Consider the following 16,552-nt stretch of genomic DNA (forward strand, 5'->3'; position numbering starts at 1 on the left):
ATCATTCCTATCCTTTTGTTCCACCCGAGGTCAAACCTGAAACAAAGTATTTTTGTAAGAAGAAAAACAGTGCAGCGATCGGTACGGCGATCAAAATCGCCCCAGCCGCAAAAAGTGCTACCCGTTGGTTACGGGCATCGTTGATAAAAGTCTGCAGACCGACTGCGACAGTCAAACGCTCTTGCGAGCGAAGCAAGAACCGCGCTAGCAAGAATTCGCCGAATGGTCCCATAAAGGCCCATAATGCTTGCACGGCGACCATTGGTTTTACGAGGGGCAAAACGATTTGCCAAAAGATGCGAAAATGCCCTGCACCATCAAGTTTTGCTGATTCATCCAAGTCAATTGGTACCGTATCAAAGTACCCTTTCATCAGCCAAGTGTTCATGGGAATCCCACCACCGATATAGATCAGTGTCAAAAACCAAAAACTATCTAGACCGTTTGCTAATAAGCCCATGACATAAAAAGCGGTCAACGCCGACATCGTTGGCACCATCTGAACGATCAAGAACACCATCAAACTGCTCTTACGACCGGCAAAGCGATAACGACTGTAAGTATACCCTGCCAGCGTTACGATCATTACTTGGATCACCATCGTGGAAACAGCCACGATCAAAGTGTTTTTATACCATGTCAAATAGGGGGTTTCATTGAACAATCGTCGAAAGTTGTTCAATGTCCAATCCGCATCAAAATCCAAGCGAAAAGCGATCATATTCCCTGCCTTAAAGGCTGAGGTTGCGGTAATCAACAAGGGATAGATGATAATGATCGATAAAGCGATCATAAACAAGTAGGTAAATAATTTGCTGAAAGAAAACTTTTTCTTTTTCATCCTCAGTCCTCCATATTAAATGCATTCGTCTTTTTAAACACCAGTAATGAAATGGAGATCACCACAAAGGAAATGATCAAGGTCAATGCAGATGCGATCGAATATTGTGGCGAGCCACCCGTCGTCAATTTGTAGATCCATGAAATCAAAATATCTGTCGAACCGGCATTTCCGCCTAAACTTCCTGGACCACCTTCGTTAAAGAGATAGATCATGGAGAAGTTATTAAAGTTCCCTGTGTATTGCGTAACGAAGGTTGGTGCTGCCACCAAAAAGATCGCCGGCAACGTAATATTGCGAAAACGCTGAATCGCATTTGCCCCATCCATTTTGGCTGCTTCGTATAAATCTTCAGAAATGGATTGTAAAATCCCTGAGACCATGACATAAATATATGGAAAACCTAACCACCCTTGAATCAAAATAATCGCCGTCTTTGTCCAAAACGGGTCGGTTTTCCAAGCAATATTGCCAATATCAACAAAAGGCAAGTTGTTCAATAGCGGGATCACCTGAGTATTGATTGCTCCAGCGGTATCATTAAACATGTTCGAAAAACTCATGATCGTGATGAACGCTGGCACCGCCCAAGGAAGTAAGAAAATCACCCCGAAGACCCGACGGAACTTCACAAATTTTTGATTGGCAACAACTGCTGTCAGTATTCCTAAGGTAATTTGCAGAGTAGTTGCTAGAACGGTCCAAATCACCGTCCAACTAAACACTTTTACAAAGGTGTCGCGGTAAGAACTTAAGGTGAAGATATTCGTAAAATTCGAAAAACCGATCCAGTCGATTAAGTTTGCTGGCGGAATATGTCGAAAATCATAGTTGGTAAACGCCATGAAGAGTGTCACCATTACCGGAAAAATAATTGCTACGATCATCACCAGATAGGCTGGGATCGTCAATAGATAAGCGAAACCATCCTCATACAATTTATTGAAAAACTCTTTTCTCGTAACTGCCACCGGGAACCCTTTTTCAATACTTTGGCGAACTTGATAGGCATCTTTGATATTTAAAACCCAAAAGATAATGAAAATAACGGTAACGATGACCTGTAGCGTTCCTTCGATCAACAAGAACAAAGAATTGTGTTCCATCGGTACGGATCCCAGTGTGACAAAATTATATAATGCTTGTCCACCGAACAAAAGCATTTCGCCAAGAAAAATTAGAAAGACCGCAAAAAAGAGTCCCGCTTTAAATTTCTGACCATTTTTGAATTGTCCCACCCCAGGGATGATTGAAAGAAGCGCTGTCTGCATGGCTTTTGAATTCGTCCTCATATGTATCCTCCTTAAAATCGAAAGTCTGCCAAGCGGCCGACGATCCATAGAAATCAATCTCATCAAGCAATTTCTTGCGTGCTACGTTGCAAGGAATCCTTTTGACAAACATCCTCTATAGAATCGTCGACATGAATGACAGACCGTAATCGGCTATTTATTAATATTTCTGCTCAATCGCTTCTTCGATTGTTTTGGCAGCATTATCCGCTGCTTCTTGAGGAGTCATATTACCTGAACCTGCATCAAATAGCATGTTTTCAGCCCCTACCCAAACCTCAGACATTTCAGGGATATTTGGCATTGGTTGTGAAACACTGTATTGCTCGATTACTGCTTTTGCTACTGGATCATCAGAAGCAGCGACTGTTTCTTGAGCCATAATGTTTGCTGGAATATCATGACGCATTTCATACAATTTCTCTTGATTGGCTTCGTTGGTCAAATACTCGACAAATTGTTGAGAAACGTCTTTGTTTTGTGAGTAGTTGGAAACAACCCACGCTTTTCCTCCGCCAAATGTTTCATAATCATTGCCATTGCTCAATGTTGGGATTTTCGCTACGCCATAGTTGATCCCTGCTTCTTCAAAGCCGTTCACGCCCCATGGGCCGTAGATGATAGCTGCTGTTTTGCCTTGGTTGAAGTAATCCAACATCAAGTTTTCGTTGGCTGATACGTCCAGCATTCCTTGCGGCCAAACATTTTGGAACCAATCTGTTGCATAGGTGATCGCTTCAACAGAACCTTCATTGTTGATCCCTAAATCAGATGGATCTGTTCCTTCATCCCCAAAGACATAACCACCATAACCAGCTAATAGACCATACGTATAATAAAAGTCTGTCCAGCGAGCTAAGAAGCCAACATTGTCATCGCCTTCTGCAAAACGATCATCTTTTGCTAGTTCTTCTAAATCAGAAAATGTTGCTGGCGCTTCATCGATCAAATCTTTGTTATAAAACATGACAACCGCTTCAATCATTGCTGGTGCGCCATAGATTTTATCATCGATCGTCACTTGTTGCTTGTCTGTATCGCTGTAACGGCCATCATCTGGCAAAGTCATCTCTGCCAAATGCCCTTGCGATCCTACTTGACCCACGCGGTCATAAGGAGACATCGTAACGTCGGGTCCTTTGCCAGCAGGTCCGTCTAATTGAAGCGCATCCATTTGATCGAACATGTCCATTTCTACAACGTTGATGGTCACATCATTTTCAGATTCAAAGTCAGATTTCACTTCATTGATATAATCAATATAGTCTGCGCCTACAGAGACCGTGATCGTTTTTTCATCGCTACCTGAACCTGCATCTGCATTGCTACCATCGGTACTACCGCTGTTGCCACCACATGCCGCAAGCGCTAACAATGCGCTTCCTGAAACTAATCCTAAAGCTGCCTTTTTCCAATTCACTTTCATCCTCTTTACCTCCTGCAATTTGTAACTCCATTATGCAACCGGTTTCTTAAAATGGCAAACCTTTTCTAAATGTTAGCGATAACAAAAATAGAAAAAGCCTTTAAATTAAGATATCGAAGAATCAAAAAGAAATTGCGCAACCATTTGCTTAATTTTCACCTTGTGGATTCACGAACCACCAGTTGAGGTAAAAAGCGCTGTTGTCGCTGGCTTGTATCATTATGTTCGATTTTTTGGATCAATAATTCGCCGCAAGCTTCCCCCATTTCCACGATGGCTTGCTTCATCGTTGTCAATTTTGGCGAACTTACCTGATCAAGGAATACGCCATCATAGCCGATGATCCCAAAATCAGCTGGCACCTCCACTCCGATCGACTGCAAGCCTTGATTAATGCCTAAGGCTAAACGATCAGTAGCACAGATAAAACAAGTGTTTTTCACTAAATGCTCATTCTGCGTTTGGATAAACTTGCGGGCGGCGGAAGAGCGATTGTCGAAACGATAGATTTTTGGTGCTTGTCCCGCTTTTGTGACTGTATCTATGTATCCTTTTTCTCGGCTTTTCGTAAACGCTTCTTCCAACTCTAAACCAATATAGACCAATTGTTGATAGCCGGCCTCGATAGCATGTTTGCATGCAGAAACGATTCCCTGGTAGTTGTCACTGTCGACAAAACTGAACCCAGCTTCATTTTCACCAAATAACACCACAGGCTTCCTTAAATTTCTTATCCAGTCCATGTCAGCCTGCCGAAAGCCCGTAATGATACTGCCATCTGCTGGGCCACGATCCACCCCGTCAGTCGTAACCAGCTGCAAAGAATAGTGTGCTTTACCGATAGAACGAGCGATCCCAACCAATAAGTTCATATAGTAAGGTTCTGTCGTATCCATCTCCTCTAAGATATACACTTTGATGATATGGGAACGCTTGGAAACTAATGATTTGGCAGCAATGTTCGGCTGATAATCCAATTCAAGCATCGCTTGATGAACTAATTCCTTTAACTCTTCAGTTACTTTGTCCGGATGATTGATCACTCGAGAAACGGTCATTGCGGAAACATTTGCTTTTTTAGCAACATCTGCTAGCGTAGTCATGATTCACTCTCCTTGTATTATTTCATCTATAGTATAACACATTAATTTAAAAGATAACTTGAAAGGATTTAGATATAAAAAGAATTTCTCCCTCTATAGACAATATAAAAAAACAGAGCAGCTTCTCAGCTACTCTGTCAAAAAAGACTTTTTGGGGTGTCGAGAAAAAGACTCAACACTTGTTAATCTGTTTCGATCAACCCGTATTTGCCATCTTTTCGACGATACACAATGCTCGTTCCATTCGTTTCCGCATCTTCAAAGATAAAGAAGTTGTGTCCAAGCATGTTCATTTGTAAAACAGCTTCTTCACTGTCCATTGGTTTTAAAGACAAACGTTTTGTACGTACGATGTCTAATTCAGAACCATTGTTTTCTTCATCATTTGCTTCAGTTGTGAACAAATCACCATCTGTTGGCGGAACCAACGCTGTCTCACGAGATTTGCGGTTGATTTTTGTTTTAAATTTGCGGATTTGGCGTTCCAATTTGTCAACAACCAAATCGATACTAGCATATAGATCAGGTGAGGTTTCTTCCGCACGCAGAACTAAGAATGGTAAAGGAATCGTTACTTCTACTTTTGCTGTTTTTTCAGTATATACTTTCAAATTAACATGTGCTGTTGCTTCCGGCACATCATTAAAATAACGTTCTAATTTACCTACTTTTTTCTCGACGTAATCACGGATCGCTTCTGTTACCTCGATATTTTCGCCGCGCACATTATATCTAAACATAAAAATTACCCCTTTCGTCTACCAGTAAAGAAGGAAAAGGACCACTCTTTTCTTCTTCTTAACTCTATTATATCGAACTCTTGGTCATTTGCCTAGTAAATCGAACAATTTTCTTTAAGCGTTTTCAAAATAACGATTCAACGGGCAAAGGAAAAGGATCGAATCGACTGGGGGGCAAAGGTCTGCAATGCTTCAGCTGCGTGATATAACGTTCTACCGGTAGTGTAAACATCATCGATCAACAATAATTTTTTCCCTTTAATTTCACATGCTACATCCGGCTTCACCGCAAAAGGTTGGGCCTCCTCTAATCGTTGCTTGCGAGAACGTTGAGCTTGTGGTGCGGTATCAACCACTTTATCCAGCCATTCTTGCGACTTGACTCCGGCTGCGTCCAGCACAGCGGTCACTTGATTAAACCCTCGCTGCTGGTAACGTTCTGCCGATAGCGGGATGGGTATCAAACAATCGTATTCAAAGTTGTTGATCTTTTGTCTGATGGCCGCAGCAAAGGTCTCTCGCAACTGATAGTTTCCCATTAATTTGTATTCGTGAATCCACGCCTTCATTCCTTGATCGTAAGTGAACAGTGCCCGATGCTGCAAATGGATCATGGGACAGGTTTTCGCCCAAAAGAGACAGTCACTGCAGGAAATGGTATCTTTTTTGCCACATGTTGGGCAGCAGCTTTGCCAATCGATCACGGTAAATCGCTGAGCGCATTGTGGACATAATTCTTTTTCGGGAATGCGCCAAGGAGCCAACAGCTCAATGATCGTTACCTCTCTTGGAAAAAATATTTGGCACCAACTACACTTCATCGGTCAACCAGCTCCTTGCTAATTGGTTCATCTCATTGATTTCTTTAATTGCTTGACGAGTCGCTTCTGTCATTTGGTCGTAGAAAAAAATGACTTCCCCTTCTGTAAACGCACCTTTACGATCGACACGGCCAGCGATTTGTACTAACGCCGATTTTGTAAAAACCGGGTGACTGGCTCCCAGTACCACCACTGAGACATTTTCAAACGTTACGCCTCGTTCTAAAATCATCGTTGTAAACAACACCTTGTACACTTGGCTGCGTGCCGATTGGACTTTTTCCATCCGTTTTTCATCTTGTGAAGAAACACTAGTGATGAGCCATGATGCTTCTTGCCTGCGGACAGCCCATTCCATTTCCTTCATCAGCTGAATACTTGGACAAAATACCAAGACAAAGTTTTTTTTAACCAACCGCTGCAAGTGCTGTAGCAATGGTCGCAGCCAACGTTTTTTGCGATAAGCCTGCGCCCAGCGGCTATAATGAATAGGTTTGGGAACGATCAGCGGACGCTGATGAAACCGCAACGGCATTTTCAACACAGCGAATTTTCCACGAATTTCTTGCAGCAGCCGTTCTGAAGGCGTCGCACTTAAATAGATCAGACACCCGTTTTCTGCCAAGGCATTGTATAATCCGTAACGCAGCTGCGCATCGCCCTCGTAGGGAAATGCATCTACCTCATCCACCACGATCAGTTGAAAGCTGCGATAAAAATGCAGTAGCTGATGAGTGGTGGCAATAAGGATCGTTGTATAACGATAAGGTTCTTCTGATTTCCCATAAAGGAGCAGGCTTTCCTCTTGTGGGAACGCTTGTTGAATCCGGGGGAACAGTTCACGGCAGACATCGATTCGTGGCGAGACGATCGCCACACGACCACCTTCTTGCCGTACGTGGCGGATCGTTTCAAAGATCATCTCGGTCTTCCCTGAACCCGTGACTGACCAAACAAGAGACGATTTCTTTTGTCGACAATTTGCTACTAGTTGCTGAGAAATTTTTTGCTGAAACGAAGTCAACACTCCTGGCCAAACGATCTTGTGATCAAAGGCTGGAAGATCCGTTTGTTGAATTACAAGTTGGCCATCTGATGTGATCCGACCATAGCGAATACAAGTTGGACAGTAATAGCAGCCTATCGGTAATTGCACCGACGGCTTGTGGTGGGAAGATCCGCAACGCTGACAAACGATTCTCTTCCCCTGCTCGAGCATTGCCGGTCGAGAATCAAAGGGTTTTCCTATACTCATTGTTTCATCTAAAACAAAAAATTGTCTTCCTTTTTGATTAGTCATAACATACACCTCAGTTTTAAGTACGCAAAAAAACCGGTTCAAGTACTTTTCAAAAAGTACTTGAACCGGTTACAGAATCTATCGTTCATTTAACAGTAGGTCTTGCTTATTCGCCGATCAATGTCAAGGCTTGATCTAAGACTTTTTCGCCGTTCATCATGCCGTAATCTGCCATGTTGATTACTTCTAATGGAATTCCTTTTGGCGCTAGACGTTTCTCAAAATCGCCTTTCATGAAACGAACTTGTGGTCCTAATAATAAAACATTTACGTCTTTGCTTTCTAAATGTTGATCTGCTTCTGATGCGGAAACTGCAAAAATATCTGCTTCTAATCCTTTTGCTTCAGCTGCTTTTTGCATTTTTGTTACTAATAAGCTTGTACTCATTCCTGCAGAACAAACTAACATAATTGTTTTTTTCGCCATATCGAACACTCCTTGAATTTTAAGAATAAGATAACATTTCCTATCTCTAGTATAGAACAAGTTTGAAATTTGTCAACGCTTTCTATCCAGCAACCAGTTTGATTTTACTAAACGATTAAAAACGACGTACTCTTTTTTTAAATTGACGAGGACTACCTCGTAGCCGGCATTCAGCCACGCATACGCCCCATTTTCTGGATGGCGGTAATCATTCGCCCACCAATCGCTACTGGTGCGGGCACTTTTGGGCAAACCGGATGCGGGGAAAAGAAATTCATCAAACTGCGTAAACGTTAAGGTGATTTGCGAACCGCCGTTGTTCTTTAAATAGTGAGTGATCGTATCGTACTTTTTGCGTCTACCCAAAGCAAATGCCTCCTCTTTTTAGGGTCTATGTTCGTACCTGTTTCTTTCTTCTATTTGTAACTTTCCTTCCGATTGCCTATACTAGAAACATAAAGGAGGCGATCGTACGCGTGACTTATCGAACGATTCGACAAGACGGAGAAACAGAAATAGAAATCAAAAAATCGCGTTTCCTCTGTTCATTAAAAAGAATTCAATCAGAAGACGAAGCCAAAGCGTTTATTCAAGCCCTCAAGAAAGAGCATTGGAAGGCAAATCATCATTGCAGCGCCTATGTATTGGGTGAAAACCATGAGATCCAACGCAGCAGTGATGATGGTGAACCTAGCGGCACCGCTGGGGTACCGATTTTAGAAGTGTTAAAGAAAAACGAACTGATCAATGTGATCGCCGTTGTTACTCGCTACTTCGGTGGAACGAAACTGGGTGCTGGTGGATTGATTCGCGCTTATTCAAGTTCGGCCTCTGCTGGAATCAAAGAGGTAGGAATCGTCGAGGGTATTTTGCATCAAGAACTTGCCTTGACCATCGAGTATCCCCTTTTAGGCAAGCTCCAAAACTACTTAGAACTTCAGAATATCTATATAAAAGATATTGCTTATACGGAGAAAATCGTTGTCACCTTAATGATTCCTGAAGCAGTACTTGCCGACCAAGAAGCCGCTCTGATCGATTTGCTACAAGGTCAAGTGCAATTGACCAGAGGGACTACCGAATATGTAGAACGCTTGATCGAGCAGTCAATAGAGTAAGCCAGCTTACTAAAGACCTTCCAGTGTGTGCTCTTTTCCTCAAGGAGGACGCTGCCAAGTTTGCTACAACCAATGCAGGAAGCCCAAATATTTGAAAAGCCGAAACGGTCATACACCCAGCGACGCTAAGCAACAGCAGATACGCTCGTAGGGTCCTTTCGGCTTTTTTGGGCTTTTTGTTGCCAATTGGAAGAGACAGGTTATTTTTCCATATAAAATTCAAAACGATTACCAACATATTGGGTACGCACGTATTCAAATGGTTGACCATCTTCAAATGAAGTGATTTGCCGCATACGTAAAATCGCATCGCCGCGTTTGATTTGTAAGTAATCCGCAATTTGCTCGGAAGCGACCATGGCTGAGATCGTTTGCGAAGCGCCACCAATTTTCCGCTGTCCTTTTTCTTCCAACACTTTATAGAGGGAAGAGATGATCTCCTCCTTGCTAAAGTCATGAATAAACTTTTCAGGGATACTCGCGACTTCAAAACAGATCGGCACATCATCCGCATACCGAATCCGCTCCATCCGTAAAATCGTTTCGTGACCTTCTAATTGCAGCTTTTCCATTTCACTGGAGCTAGGTGCAGTTAAGAAATAAGCGACCGCTTTGCTAGAAGGCTTACGACCAAGAGAATTCATAATTTCGGTAAAACTCGTCGTGCCCGTCATTTTTTCCTGTACTTTTTGGCGAGCCACATAAGTGCCGGAACCGATTTTACGCTCAAGAATCCCCTCATCTGCTAAGGTTTGGATCGCTTGTCGCAACGTCATGCGACTCACGCCGAATTGTTTCGACAACTCCCGTTCTGAAGGCAGACGATCCCCGATTTTGTATGTATTGTTTTCGATATTGGCTTTAATTTGATCATGAATCTGGATATAAACAGGTAATTTTTCCACCACTACACATTCCTCCGTTCCCCTCCTATTATAACTGGTATATACCTAAATAGCTAATAAAAAAAGCAAAAACTGCTCTGTTTTTCTCAATTTGTGCGAATTCTTTCCCCATTTTATAGGCAGAAAAAGAAGTTATCACAAATTGTCCAAACAAGAGCAGTTTCTTTGCTTTTAAATTGGTTCGGTCGCTGACTTGGGAATTTATTCAGCCAGCGCTTTATTAGCAGTGGCCATCAGCAAGCGGATACGATTCAATTGATTGACGATCGAGACGCCTGGATCGTAATCAATCGCTGCAATGTTCGCCTGTGGGTATTGACGACGTAATTCTTTCATAACACCTTTTCCTACTACATGGTTAGGCAGGCAGCCAAATGGTTGCAGACAAATGATATTGTTGACATCATTTTCCAACAGATCAATCATCTCACCGGTCAAGAACCAGCCTTCTCCCGTATGATTGCCGATGGAAACAATCTCGCTCGCTTGCTCCGCAAGCTGATGGATCGAATGGATACCATCAAAACGCGTTGACGCCCTAAGTGCTTTATCCATCGGTTTTTGGAGCCTTTCAATCGCCATGATCGCAAAATCAGCGATCATTTTACTTTTCTTCGCCATCCCCAAATGCTCGTAGCGCCAAATCTGATTGTAGAGGGAATAATTCATGAAGCCGACAATATCCGGTACGACCGCTTCCGCTCCTTCTGCTTCTAACAGGCGAACGACATCGTTATTAGCTGTCGGTGAATATTTCACTAAAATCTCTCCCACGACTCCGACACGCGGCTTCTTGATATCTGTTAGGGGCACTTGATCAAAGGCTTGAATGATTTTTTTCATATTGCGATTAAACAGACTGAAGGAGCCATTACGAACGTTTTTGGCAATTTTTTCCAGCCATTCTTGATGGAGCCGATCGACAGCCCCTGCTTCTTGCTCATACGGACGGGTGCGATAAACGACCCGTTCAAAGAGATCTCCGTATAAAAATGCCACCGCCAAACGCTTCATCATCGGTAAGGTAAAGCGAAAGCCCGGATTTGATTCAACCCCGGTGTTGCCCATCGAAATAGATACCACCGGCACTTGTGGGAATCCTGCATCGTTCAGTGCTTTACGTAACAAAGGAATATAGTTCGTTGCACGACACCCGCCGCCCGTCTGGGTCATCAAAACACTGGTATTTTCAACATCATATTTTCCGCTTTGCAATGCTTCTACTAGCTGTCCAATGGAAATGATCGCCGGATAACACGCATCATTATTGACAAAGCGTAAACCGACATTAACCGCCTCACGATCTTCACTAGGTAGACAGACCACTTGATACCCAGAAGCTTGCAAAGCAACATCGACTGACCCGCTTTGATGAATGGGACTCAACATCGGCAATAAGAGCGTGTGCTGCTTGCGCATCTCTTTGGTAAAAATGATCTTTGCCGGTTCCTCGTATTGCTTTTTAGGTACAAAGTGCTGTTTGTCCCGTTCGTTGACTGCTGCTTTCAAGGAACGCAACCGAATCCGAATTGCCCCAAGGTTCGCTCCCTCATCGATTTTCAACACCGTATATAACTTCCCATACTGCGCCATAATCTCTTCGACTTGATCAGTAGTGACTGCGTCGATCCCGCAACCGAATGAGTTTAATTGAACCAGTTCTAATTGTTTGTTTTTCGCGACCACTCGAGCTGCCGCATACAATCGCGAATGATAGACCCATTGATCCACAACCCTCAGATCGCCGACATTTGCTAAATGAGCAATACTGTCCTCAGTCAATACATGGAAGCCTTCTTGGGTAATGACTTCTGCAATCCCATGGTTGATTTCAGGGTCCAAATGATACGGTCTTCCAGATAAAACGATCCCTTTTTGATTGGTCGTCATCAGCATACGTAGCGTTTCTTCTCCCCGTTGCGCAATATCTGCCTTGAACTGATCCAGCTCCTCGAAACCGCTGCGTAGGGCTTGGGCAATTTCTTCTTCTACAAAACCAAAATCTTGAAAAGTACTCGTTAAAGTTTTGACCATTGAGGCTTCATCCGCCAAATTCAAAAACGGACAGCGGTAGTCAACCGCCCCTTCACGAATCGCATCGACGTTGTTACGAATCACTTCTGGATAGCTTTGCACAATCGGACAGTTAAAATGATTCTCAGCGGCAGTGTTCTCTAATCGCTCAAAAATGACCCCTGGATAAAATATCAACGGTACGTTTTGATCAATCAGTGCTTGGATGTGTCCATGGGCTAGTTTGGCTGGGTAACAAACCGTATCACTAGGAATCGTTTCGATCCCTTGCTCATATAGTTCTTTGTTGGAACGTGGCGACAAGGTTACTCGAAACCCTAACTTGGTGAAAAAGGTATGCCAAAGCGGATAATTTTCATAAAGATTCAATACTCTTGGTAGGCCGATTTCACCATGGACGGCATCTTTTTTACGCAAGGAACGGTACTTAAACAAGCGGCGATATTTTTCATCCACAAGATTGACTTTGCGGTCTTCTTTCTTGATTTTGATTCGCGCACCACGTTCGCAGCGATTTCCGGTAATAAATTTTCGACCGTCAGAAAAGAGGGTCACCGTCAACAAGCAATTGTTTTCGCATAGACCGCAATTCGTAAATTCTTTTTCTGCTTGGAAATCGGCCATTTCTGCAGGAGACAACAACGTACTAACATCGTCAAGGGCTGCTTCTTCTAAAGCGATCAAAGCGGCACCATATGCCCCCATCAAACCGGCGATCGATGGTCGAACAACTTCACGGCCGCTGATCAATTCAAAAGCGCGCAGAACCGCTTCGTTATAGAAAGTCCCTCCTTGGCAGACGATTTTCTCGCCGAGGTCTTCAGGTCGCCGAACCTTGATCACTTTATAGATAGCATTTTTTATGACCGAGTAAGACAAGCCGGCTGAAATGTCGCCAACAGAAGCCCCTTCTTTTTGGACCTGTTTCACTTTTGAGTTCATAAAGACGGTACAACGCGAACCAAGGTCAACCGGTGCTTGGGCTTTTGTCGCTGCCAACGCAAATTCTTTGACATCCTGATTCATAGATTTGGCAAAAGTCTCAATGAACGAGCCGCATCCTGAGGAACAGGCTTCATTCAATTGAATCGAAGACAACGCGCCATCTTTGACCGTCATCGCCTTCATGTCTTGCCCACCGATATCGAGGATAAAATCAACCCCCGGCTGGAAATGTTCGGCAGCTTTGTAATGGGCCATCGTTTCCACTTCACCGATATCGACTTTCAGTGCATGTTTGATCAAATGCTCGCCGTAACCTGTGATCGTTGACTTTGCGATGTAAACGTCAGAAGGCATCTGACAATAAAGCTCTTGTAAAACAGCCATCGTTGTCGCTAACGGTTCGCCTTCATTATTGCCATAAAAAGAAAACAATAATTCCCCTGCATCATTGATCAAAACCACTTTCGTTGTGGTTGATCCTGCATCGATGCCTAGATATGTAGCGCCTGTATGCTCAGACAACGCTTTTTCTGTGGCCACCGCTTGAGCATGGCGAGCACGAAAAGCAGTCAATTCCTCCTCGTCTTTAAACAATGGGGCTAATGTATCAGTTGGCGCGAGTTTACCATCTTCTCCGTTGGCTAAGCGGGCTAATAGCACGGAAAGCTGTTGCTCTTCTTCTGCATATAGCGCAGCCCCCATCGCCACAAACAGTTCTGGGTTCTCGGGAAAAATGATATCTGCTTCTTGCAGGTTCAACGTATCGATAAATCGTTGACGCAATTCCGACATAAACGTCAACGGTCCACCTAGAAAGGCTACCTTGCCTTTGATTTTACGACCAGCAGCCAAGCCAGCAATCGTTTGATTGACCACCGCTTGAAAGATACTCGCCGCAATGTCTGCTTTTGCTGCTCCTTCATTGATCAGCGGCTGCACATCGGTTTTGGCAAAGACCCCGCAGCGTGAGGCAATCGGATAAAGGGTTTGATAATCTTTGGCTAGTTCATTGACCCCATTGGCATCCGTTTTCAATAAAACCGCCATCTGATCAATAAACGCACCCGTTCCACCGGCACAACTGCCGTTCATTCGCTGCTCCAATGCCCCTTCAAAAAAGGTGATCTTCGCATCTTCGCCGCCTAATTCGATAGCCACATCAGTTTCGGGAATCATTGTCTCAACTGTTTTGGTACAAGCGATGACCTCTTGGACAAAAGGGATCCGCAAAACTTCTGCCAGCCCCATTCCGCCTGATCCGGTAATCGCCAGCGCAACTGGCTGATCTTGGATTACTGCTTGCGCTTCTTTAATAATTTTTTCCGCTGCCTTTTGGATGTCTGCATAGTGTCGTTCATACCTTGAAAAACACGTTTGATTGCCTTCATCTAACAGAACCATCTTGACCGTTGTTGAACCGACATCGATGCCCGCCTTATATTTTTTCATTTGTTGCCTCCATCTAAACAACACTTTGTTGATTATCTAACAAGCCGTTTGTTATAATACTTATGTTCATTGTAATTCTTTTAATTGATAATTCAACAAACAATTCTAAGGAAGGTGTGGGATAAACAACAATTACCCGTTTTTTGTTGTTTATTTTGAAAGGAAATTCACAATATGAAAAAATTGGATTTACGTGTCAAACGAACCAATAAGTACATTATTGAAGCTTTTATCCGCTTAGTGGAAGAAAAAGGCTTCGAGCAAGTGACTGTCCAAAATATCGCCGATGAAGCCATGATCAACCGTGCAACCTTTTATGCCCATTACAAAGACAAACAAGACTTGTATGAAAAGATATTTGACTTGGCTGTCGAATCATTTACCGCGATTCTTGATTTTGAAGATTTTGTTCAAGGCAATCGCATCAAAATCCGCAAAATCGAAGCAGCCATGACCGAACTTTTTTTACACATTCAAAACAATCGTTCCTTTTATTTGACGATCATGGATGCCTCTGCCATTGAGATCATCCGTAAAAAGTTGGGCCTGATTTTGACTGAACGTTACCAAGAGATCTTTTCAACGTTGAGAATCACCGAAGGAGACATTGAAGTGCCCTTAGACTTCATCATTGACTATATGACCTCGATATTTGTTGGTACCTTGCATTGGTGGCTAACGGCAGAAACAACGATGACACCCGACCATCTAGCAAAACTTGTCATCAAACTGGTGGCAAACGGCCACCTGACTGTCTTGGGGATTGAGATTGAGGAATAAAAAAAAGAAGCTGCGAATATGCAGTTTCTTTTTTATTCCTCAATTAGTGATTCTTTGAACGCCATTTGATCGTGTCTTTCGTCTTGCGCTGTTTCGTTACTTTGATTCCTTTTGGAGCCACACGAATCGCATAATCTTCCTTTTTCACCACATCATAGACATGCTCTGCAACTTCCGTTACTTTTTCTTTTAGATTCAATTTAAATTTCATGTGTTTTCATCTCCCGAACGCTTTACTAATAGCCTATCGCAAATAAAAAAAATCTTCAACTTATAGCCCTTCATAAAAAAGGATTTTTAGGGTTTTCGTTCCTCTTTATTGGACAAGCGATTTAGACGCAACCAATGCTTCGTAATGCTGAACTGTTTTTCTAGGTTTAAAGGATTTGTTCAACAGATTGCCTCCAGTTAGACGCACTTATTTTATATTTTCAATAAAAAAGTGTCAGTAGAAAATCCAACGATTTCCCACCAACACAAAATAGTGTAGTTTCCAACTACCACGAAGTTCGATTAATAAATCAAATAGTCAGAAGCACCAGCTTGCTTGATCTCAATCACTAGCTTATGAGGCAGGCAAATGCTCGTCTGTCCATTGCGATAGATCCAGCTGGTTTTGACAGCAATTTGGTCCGGGCTATTGTCTTCACGCACTCGGATCGCACCATCTTTGATCTCGACGATATTGTACTGACCTTCTGCTGGATAATACGTTTTTTCCATCGCATCGATTTCTTCCAAGTTGAAACGGTCAACTTCTTCCCCATTGATTCGTACAATCGCATAACGATCCCCAGTATCACTTTGGGCTTGCGCTTCAAATAGAAAAAGCGGTAAAAAAGAGCCGACAACTAATAGAACAAACAGCAGATAATCATAGGGTTTTAAAAGTTTTAAAAATGGCTGGATCGTCTTTTTCATCACATGTACGCCTTTCACGGTTCATTCACTGTTTCTTTTTAGAAGGTAATCGCTCTTCAAAAAAAGCAGTTAAATCAATGATCTCTTCCTCTGTGAAGGTTTCTTGCTCCCATTGGTCAAGAATTTTTTCTTGCAAAGCCAAATCCATTTCCCAAAAATGCTCGATCTTCTTGAAATGCTTTGAGTCAAAGGAACGAAACACGGGGTAGATCATCAAAAATTCTTCAAAGGTAAGATCCCAGTCCTCAGTATAATCTTTAACGACCCCTTCTGACAAGGCTTTTTCCGTCGGATCGCCGTTTTCTTTGATCAAGCCGGCTTCGTAAAAATGGCGATAGATGGCCTCTTTGGTGATCTCAGGATGAAATTTTTTACTGTGATGGTAGGCTTCTTCAATCAATGACGGATAGATGATCTCCATTTTCCCCCTGCTTTCTGGACGGCGTCATA

Annotated in this window: 16 protein-coding genes; 2 read left to right on the forward strand and 14 right to left on the reverse strand. The window is 43.0% G+C overall.

Annotated features, from left to right (window positions below; all coding sequences use genetic code 11):
• Positions 1 to 7 precede the first annotated feature (7 nt).
• From FJU10_RS08910 to FJU10_RS08955, 9 genes are all read right to left on the reverse strand, one after another.
• Complete coding sequence (locus FJU10_RS08910; RefSeq protein ID WP_077453539.1) at positions 8 to 841, reverse strand: sugar ABC transporter permease; 834 nt, start codon at positions 839 to 841, stop codon at positions 8 to 10.
• Between the two features lie 2 nt (positions 842 to 843).
• Positions 844 to 2,133, reverse strand: coding sequence for a carbohydrate ABC transporter permease (locus tag FJU10_RS08915; RefSeq protein ID WP_077453540.1), 1,290 nt, complete (start codon positions 2,131 to 2,133; stop codon positions 844 to 846).
• Between the two features lie 160 nt (positions 2,134 to 2,293).
• On the reverse strand, positions 2,294 to 3,559 hold the full coding sequence (locus FJU10_RS08925; RefSeq protein WP_077453542.1) for an extracellular solute-binding protein: 1,266 nt from the start codon (positions 3,557 to 3,559) through the stop codon (positions 2,294 to 2,296).
• Between the two features lie 155 nt (positions 3,560 to 3,714).
• On the reverse strand, positions 3,715 to 4,662 hold the full coding sequence (locus FJU10_RS08930; protein ID WP_140965685.1) for a LacI family DNA-binding transcriptional regulator: 948 nt from the start codon (positions 4,660 to 4,662) through the stop codon (positions 3,715 to 3,717).
• Between the two features lie 182 nt (positions 4,663 to 4,844).
• Entirely contained in the window at positions 4,845 to 5,402 is a 558-nt protein-coding gene (gene hpf / locus FJU10_RS08935; protein ID WP_005237301.1) for a ribosome hibernation-promoting factor, HPF/YfiA family, read from the reverse strand.
• Between the two features lie 137 nt (positions 5,403 to 5,539).
• Positions 5,540 to 6,223, reverse strand: a complete 684-nt coding sequence (locus tag FJU10_RS08940; protein ID WP_140965686.1) for a ComF family protein — start codon at positions 6,221 to 6,223, stop codon at positions 5,540 to 5,542.
• On the reverse strand, positions 6,213 to 7,523 hold the full coding sequence (locus tag FJU10_RS08945) for a DEAD/DEAH box helicase (RefSeq protein ID WP_140965687.1): 1,311 nt from the start codon (positions 7,521 to 7,523) through the stop codon (positions 6,213 to 6,215). The genes FJU10_RS08940 and FJU10_RS08945 overlap by 11 nt, the downstream gene beginning before the upstream one ends.
• A 106-nt stretch (positions 7,524 to 7,629) precedes the next feature.
• Positions 7,630 to 7,950, reverse strand: coding sequence for a PTS sugar transporter subunit IIB (locus FJU10_RS08950; RefSeq protein ID WP_005228768.1), 321 nt, complete (start codon positions 7,948 to 7,950; stop codon positions 7,630 to 7,632).
• A gap of 72 nt (positions 7,951 to 8,022) precedes the next feature.
• Positions 8,023 to 8,316: a hypothetical protein gene (locus FJU10_RS08955; RefSeq protein WP_005237305.1), complete on the reverse strand. Its 294-nt coding sequence runs from the start codon at positions 8,314 to 8,316 to the stop codon at positions 8,023 to 8,025.
• 110 nt (positions 8,317 to 8,426) lie between these two features.
• Here FJU10_RS08955 and FJU10_RS08960 point away from each other — a divergent pair, with 110 nt between their 5' ends.
• The gene (locus FJU10_RS08960) at positions 8,427 to 9,068 is read left to right on the forward strand and encodes a YigZ family protein (RefSeq protein WP_081118399.1); all 642 of its coding nucleotides are present in this window, start codon (positions 8,427 to 8,429) and stop codon (positions 9,066 to 9,068) included.
• Between the two features lie 200 nt (positions 9,069 to 9,268).
• Here the strand turns inward: FJU10_RS08960 and FJU10_RS08965 are convergent, their stop codons facing one another.
• Positions 9,269 to 9,976, reverse strand: coding sequence for a GntR family transcriptional regulator (locus tag FJU10_RS08965; RefSeq protein WP_005228765.1), 708 nt, complete (start codon positions 9,974 to 9,976; stop codon positions 9,269 to 9,271).
• Positions 9,977 to 10,174: 198 nt separating this feature from the next.
• Positions 10,175 to 14,401: a 2-hydroxyacyl-CoA dehydratase gene (locus FJU10_RS08970; RefSeq protein ID WP_140965688.1), complete on the reverse strand. Its 4,227-nt coding sequence runs from the start codon at positions 14,399 to 14,401 to the stop codon at positions 10,175 to 10,177.
• A gap of 174 nt (positions 14,402 to 14,575) precedes the next feature.
• On the opposite strand from FJU10_RS08970, the gene FJU10_RS08975 reads away from it, so the two are divergent.
• Complete coding sequence (locus FJU10_RS08975) at positions 14,576 to 15,181, forward strand: TetR/AcrR family transcriptional regulator (protein ID WP_005237309.1); 606 nt, start codon at positions 14,576 to 14,578, stop codon at positions 15,179 to 15,181.
• Between the two features lie 43 nt (positions 15,182 to 15,224).
• Here the strand turns inward: FJU10_RS08975 and FJU10_RS19040 are convergent, their stop codons facing one another.
• The 3 genes from FJU10_RS19040 to FJU10_RS08985 all read right to left on the reverse strand — a co-directional run bounded on the left by FJU10_RS19040 (position 15,225) and on the right by FJU10_RS08985 (position 16,523).
• Positions 15,225 to 15,392 (reverse strand): hypothetical protein, encoded by a 168-nt coding sequence (locus FJU10_RS19040; protein ID WP_005237320.1) that lies wholly within the window; start codon positions 15,390 to 15,392, stop codon positions 15,225 to 15,227.
• 302 nt (positions 15,393 to 15,694) lie between these two features.
• Positions 15,695 to 16,102, reverse strand: coding sequence for a NusG domain II-containing protein (locus tag FJU10_RS08980; RefSeq protein WP_005237322.1), 408 nt, complete (start codon positions 16,100 to 16,102; stop codon positions 15,695 to 15,697).
• A 25-nt stretch (positions 16,103 to 16,127) separates the two neighbouring features.
• The gene (locus FJU10_RS08985; RefSeq protein WP_140965689.1) at positions 16,128 to 16,523 is read right to left on the reverse strand and encodes a hypothetical protein; all 396 of its coding nucleotides are present in this window, start codon (positions 16,521 to 16,523) and stop codon (positions 16,128 to 16,130) included.
• Between the last annotated feature and the right edge of the window lie 29 nt (positions 16,524 to 16,552).

The sequence above is a fragment of the Enterococcus sp. OL5 genome (assembly GCF_006491895.1).
Lineage (GTDB): Bacteria > Bacillota > Bacilli > Lactobacillales > Enterococcaceae > Enterococcus_D > Enterococcus_D innesii.

What these genes read in the sequence shown, in the direction of transcription:
- FJU10_RS08910 (WP_077453539.1), bottom strand. Translation starts at nt 841, where the DNA reads ATGAAAAAGAAAAAGTTTTCTTTCAGCAAATTATTTACCTACTTGTTT.
- FJU10_RS08915 (WP_077453540.1), bottom strand. Translation starts at nt 2,133, where the DNA reads ATGAGGACGAATTCAAAAGCCATGCAGACAGCGCTTCTTTCAATCATC.
- FJU10_RS08925 (WP_077453542.1), bottom strand. Translation starts at nt 3,559, where the DNA reads ATGAAAGTGAATTGGAAAAAGGCAGCTTTAGGATTAGTTTCAGGAAGC.
- FJU10_RS08930 (WP_140965685.1), bottom strand. Translation starts at nt 4,662, where the DNA reads ATGACTACGCTAGCAGATGTTGCTAAAAAAGCAAATGTTTCCGCAATG.
- hpf (WP_005237301.1), bottom strand. Translation starts at nt 5,402, where the DNA reads ATGTTTAGATATAATGTGCGCGGCGAAAATATCGAGGTAACAGAAGCG.
- FJU10_RS08940 (WP_140965686.1), bottom strand. Translation starts at nt 6,223, where the DNA reads ATGAAGTGTAGTTGGTGCCAAATATTTTTTCCAAGAGAGGTAACGATC.
- FJU10_RS08945 (WP_140965687.1), bottom strand. Translation starts at nt 7,523, where the DNA reads ATGACTAATCAAAAAGGAAGACAATTTTTTGTTTTAGATGAAACAATG.
- FJU10_RS08950 (WP_005228768.1), bottom strand. Translation starts at nt 7,950, where the DNA reads ATGGCGAAAAAAACAATTATGTTAGTTTGTTCTGCAGGAATGAGTACA.
- FJU10_RS08970 (WP_140965688.1), bottom strand. Translation starts at nt 14,401, where the DNA reads ATGAAAAAATATAAGGCGGGCATCGATGTCGGTTCAACAACGGTCAAG.
- FJU10_RS08975 (WP_005237309.1), top strand. Translation starts at nt 14,576, where the DNA reads ATGAAAAAATTGGATTTACGTGTCAAACGAACCAATAAGTACATTATT.
- FJU10_RS19040 (WP_005237320.1), bottom strand. Translation starts at nt 15,392, where the DNA reads ATGAAATTTAAATTGAATCTAAAAGAAAAAGTAACGGAAGTTGCAGAG.
- FJU10_RS08980 (WP_005237322.1), bottom strand. Translation starts at nt 16,102, where the DNA reads ATGAAAAAGACGATCCAGCCATTTTTAAAACTTTTAAAACCCTATGAT.
- FJU10_RS08985 (WP_140965689.1), bottom strand. Translation starts at nt 16,523, where the DNA reads ATGGAGATCATCTATCCGTCATTGATTGAAGAAGCCTACCATCACAGT.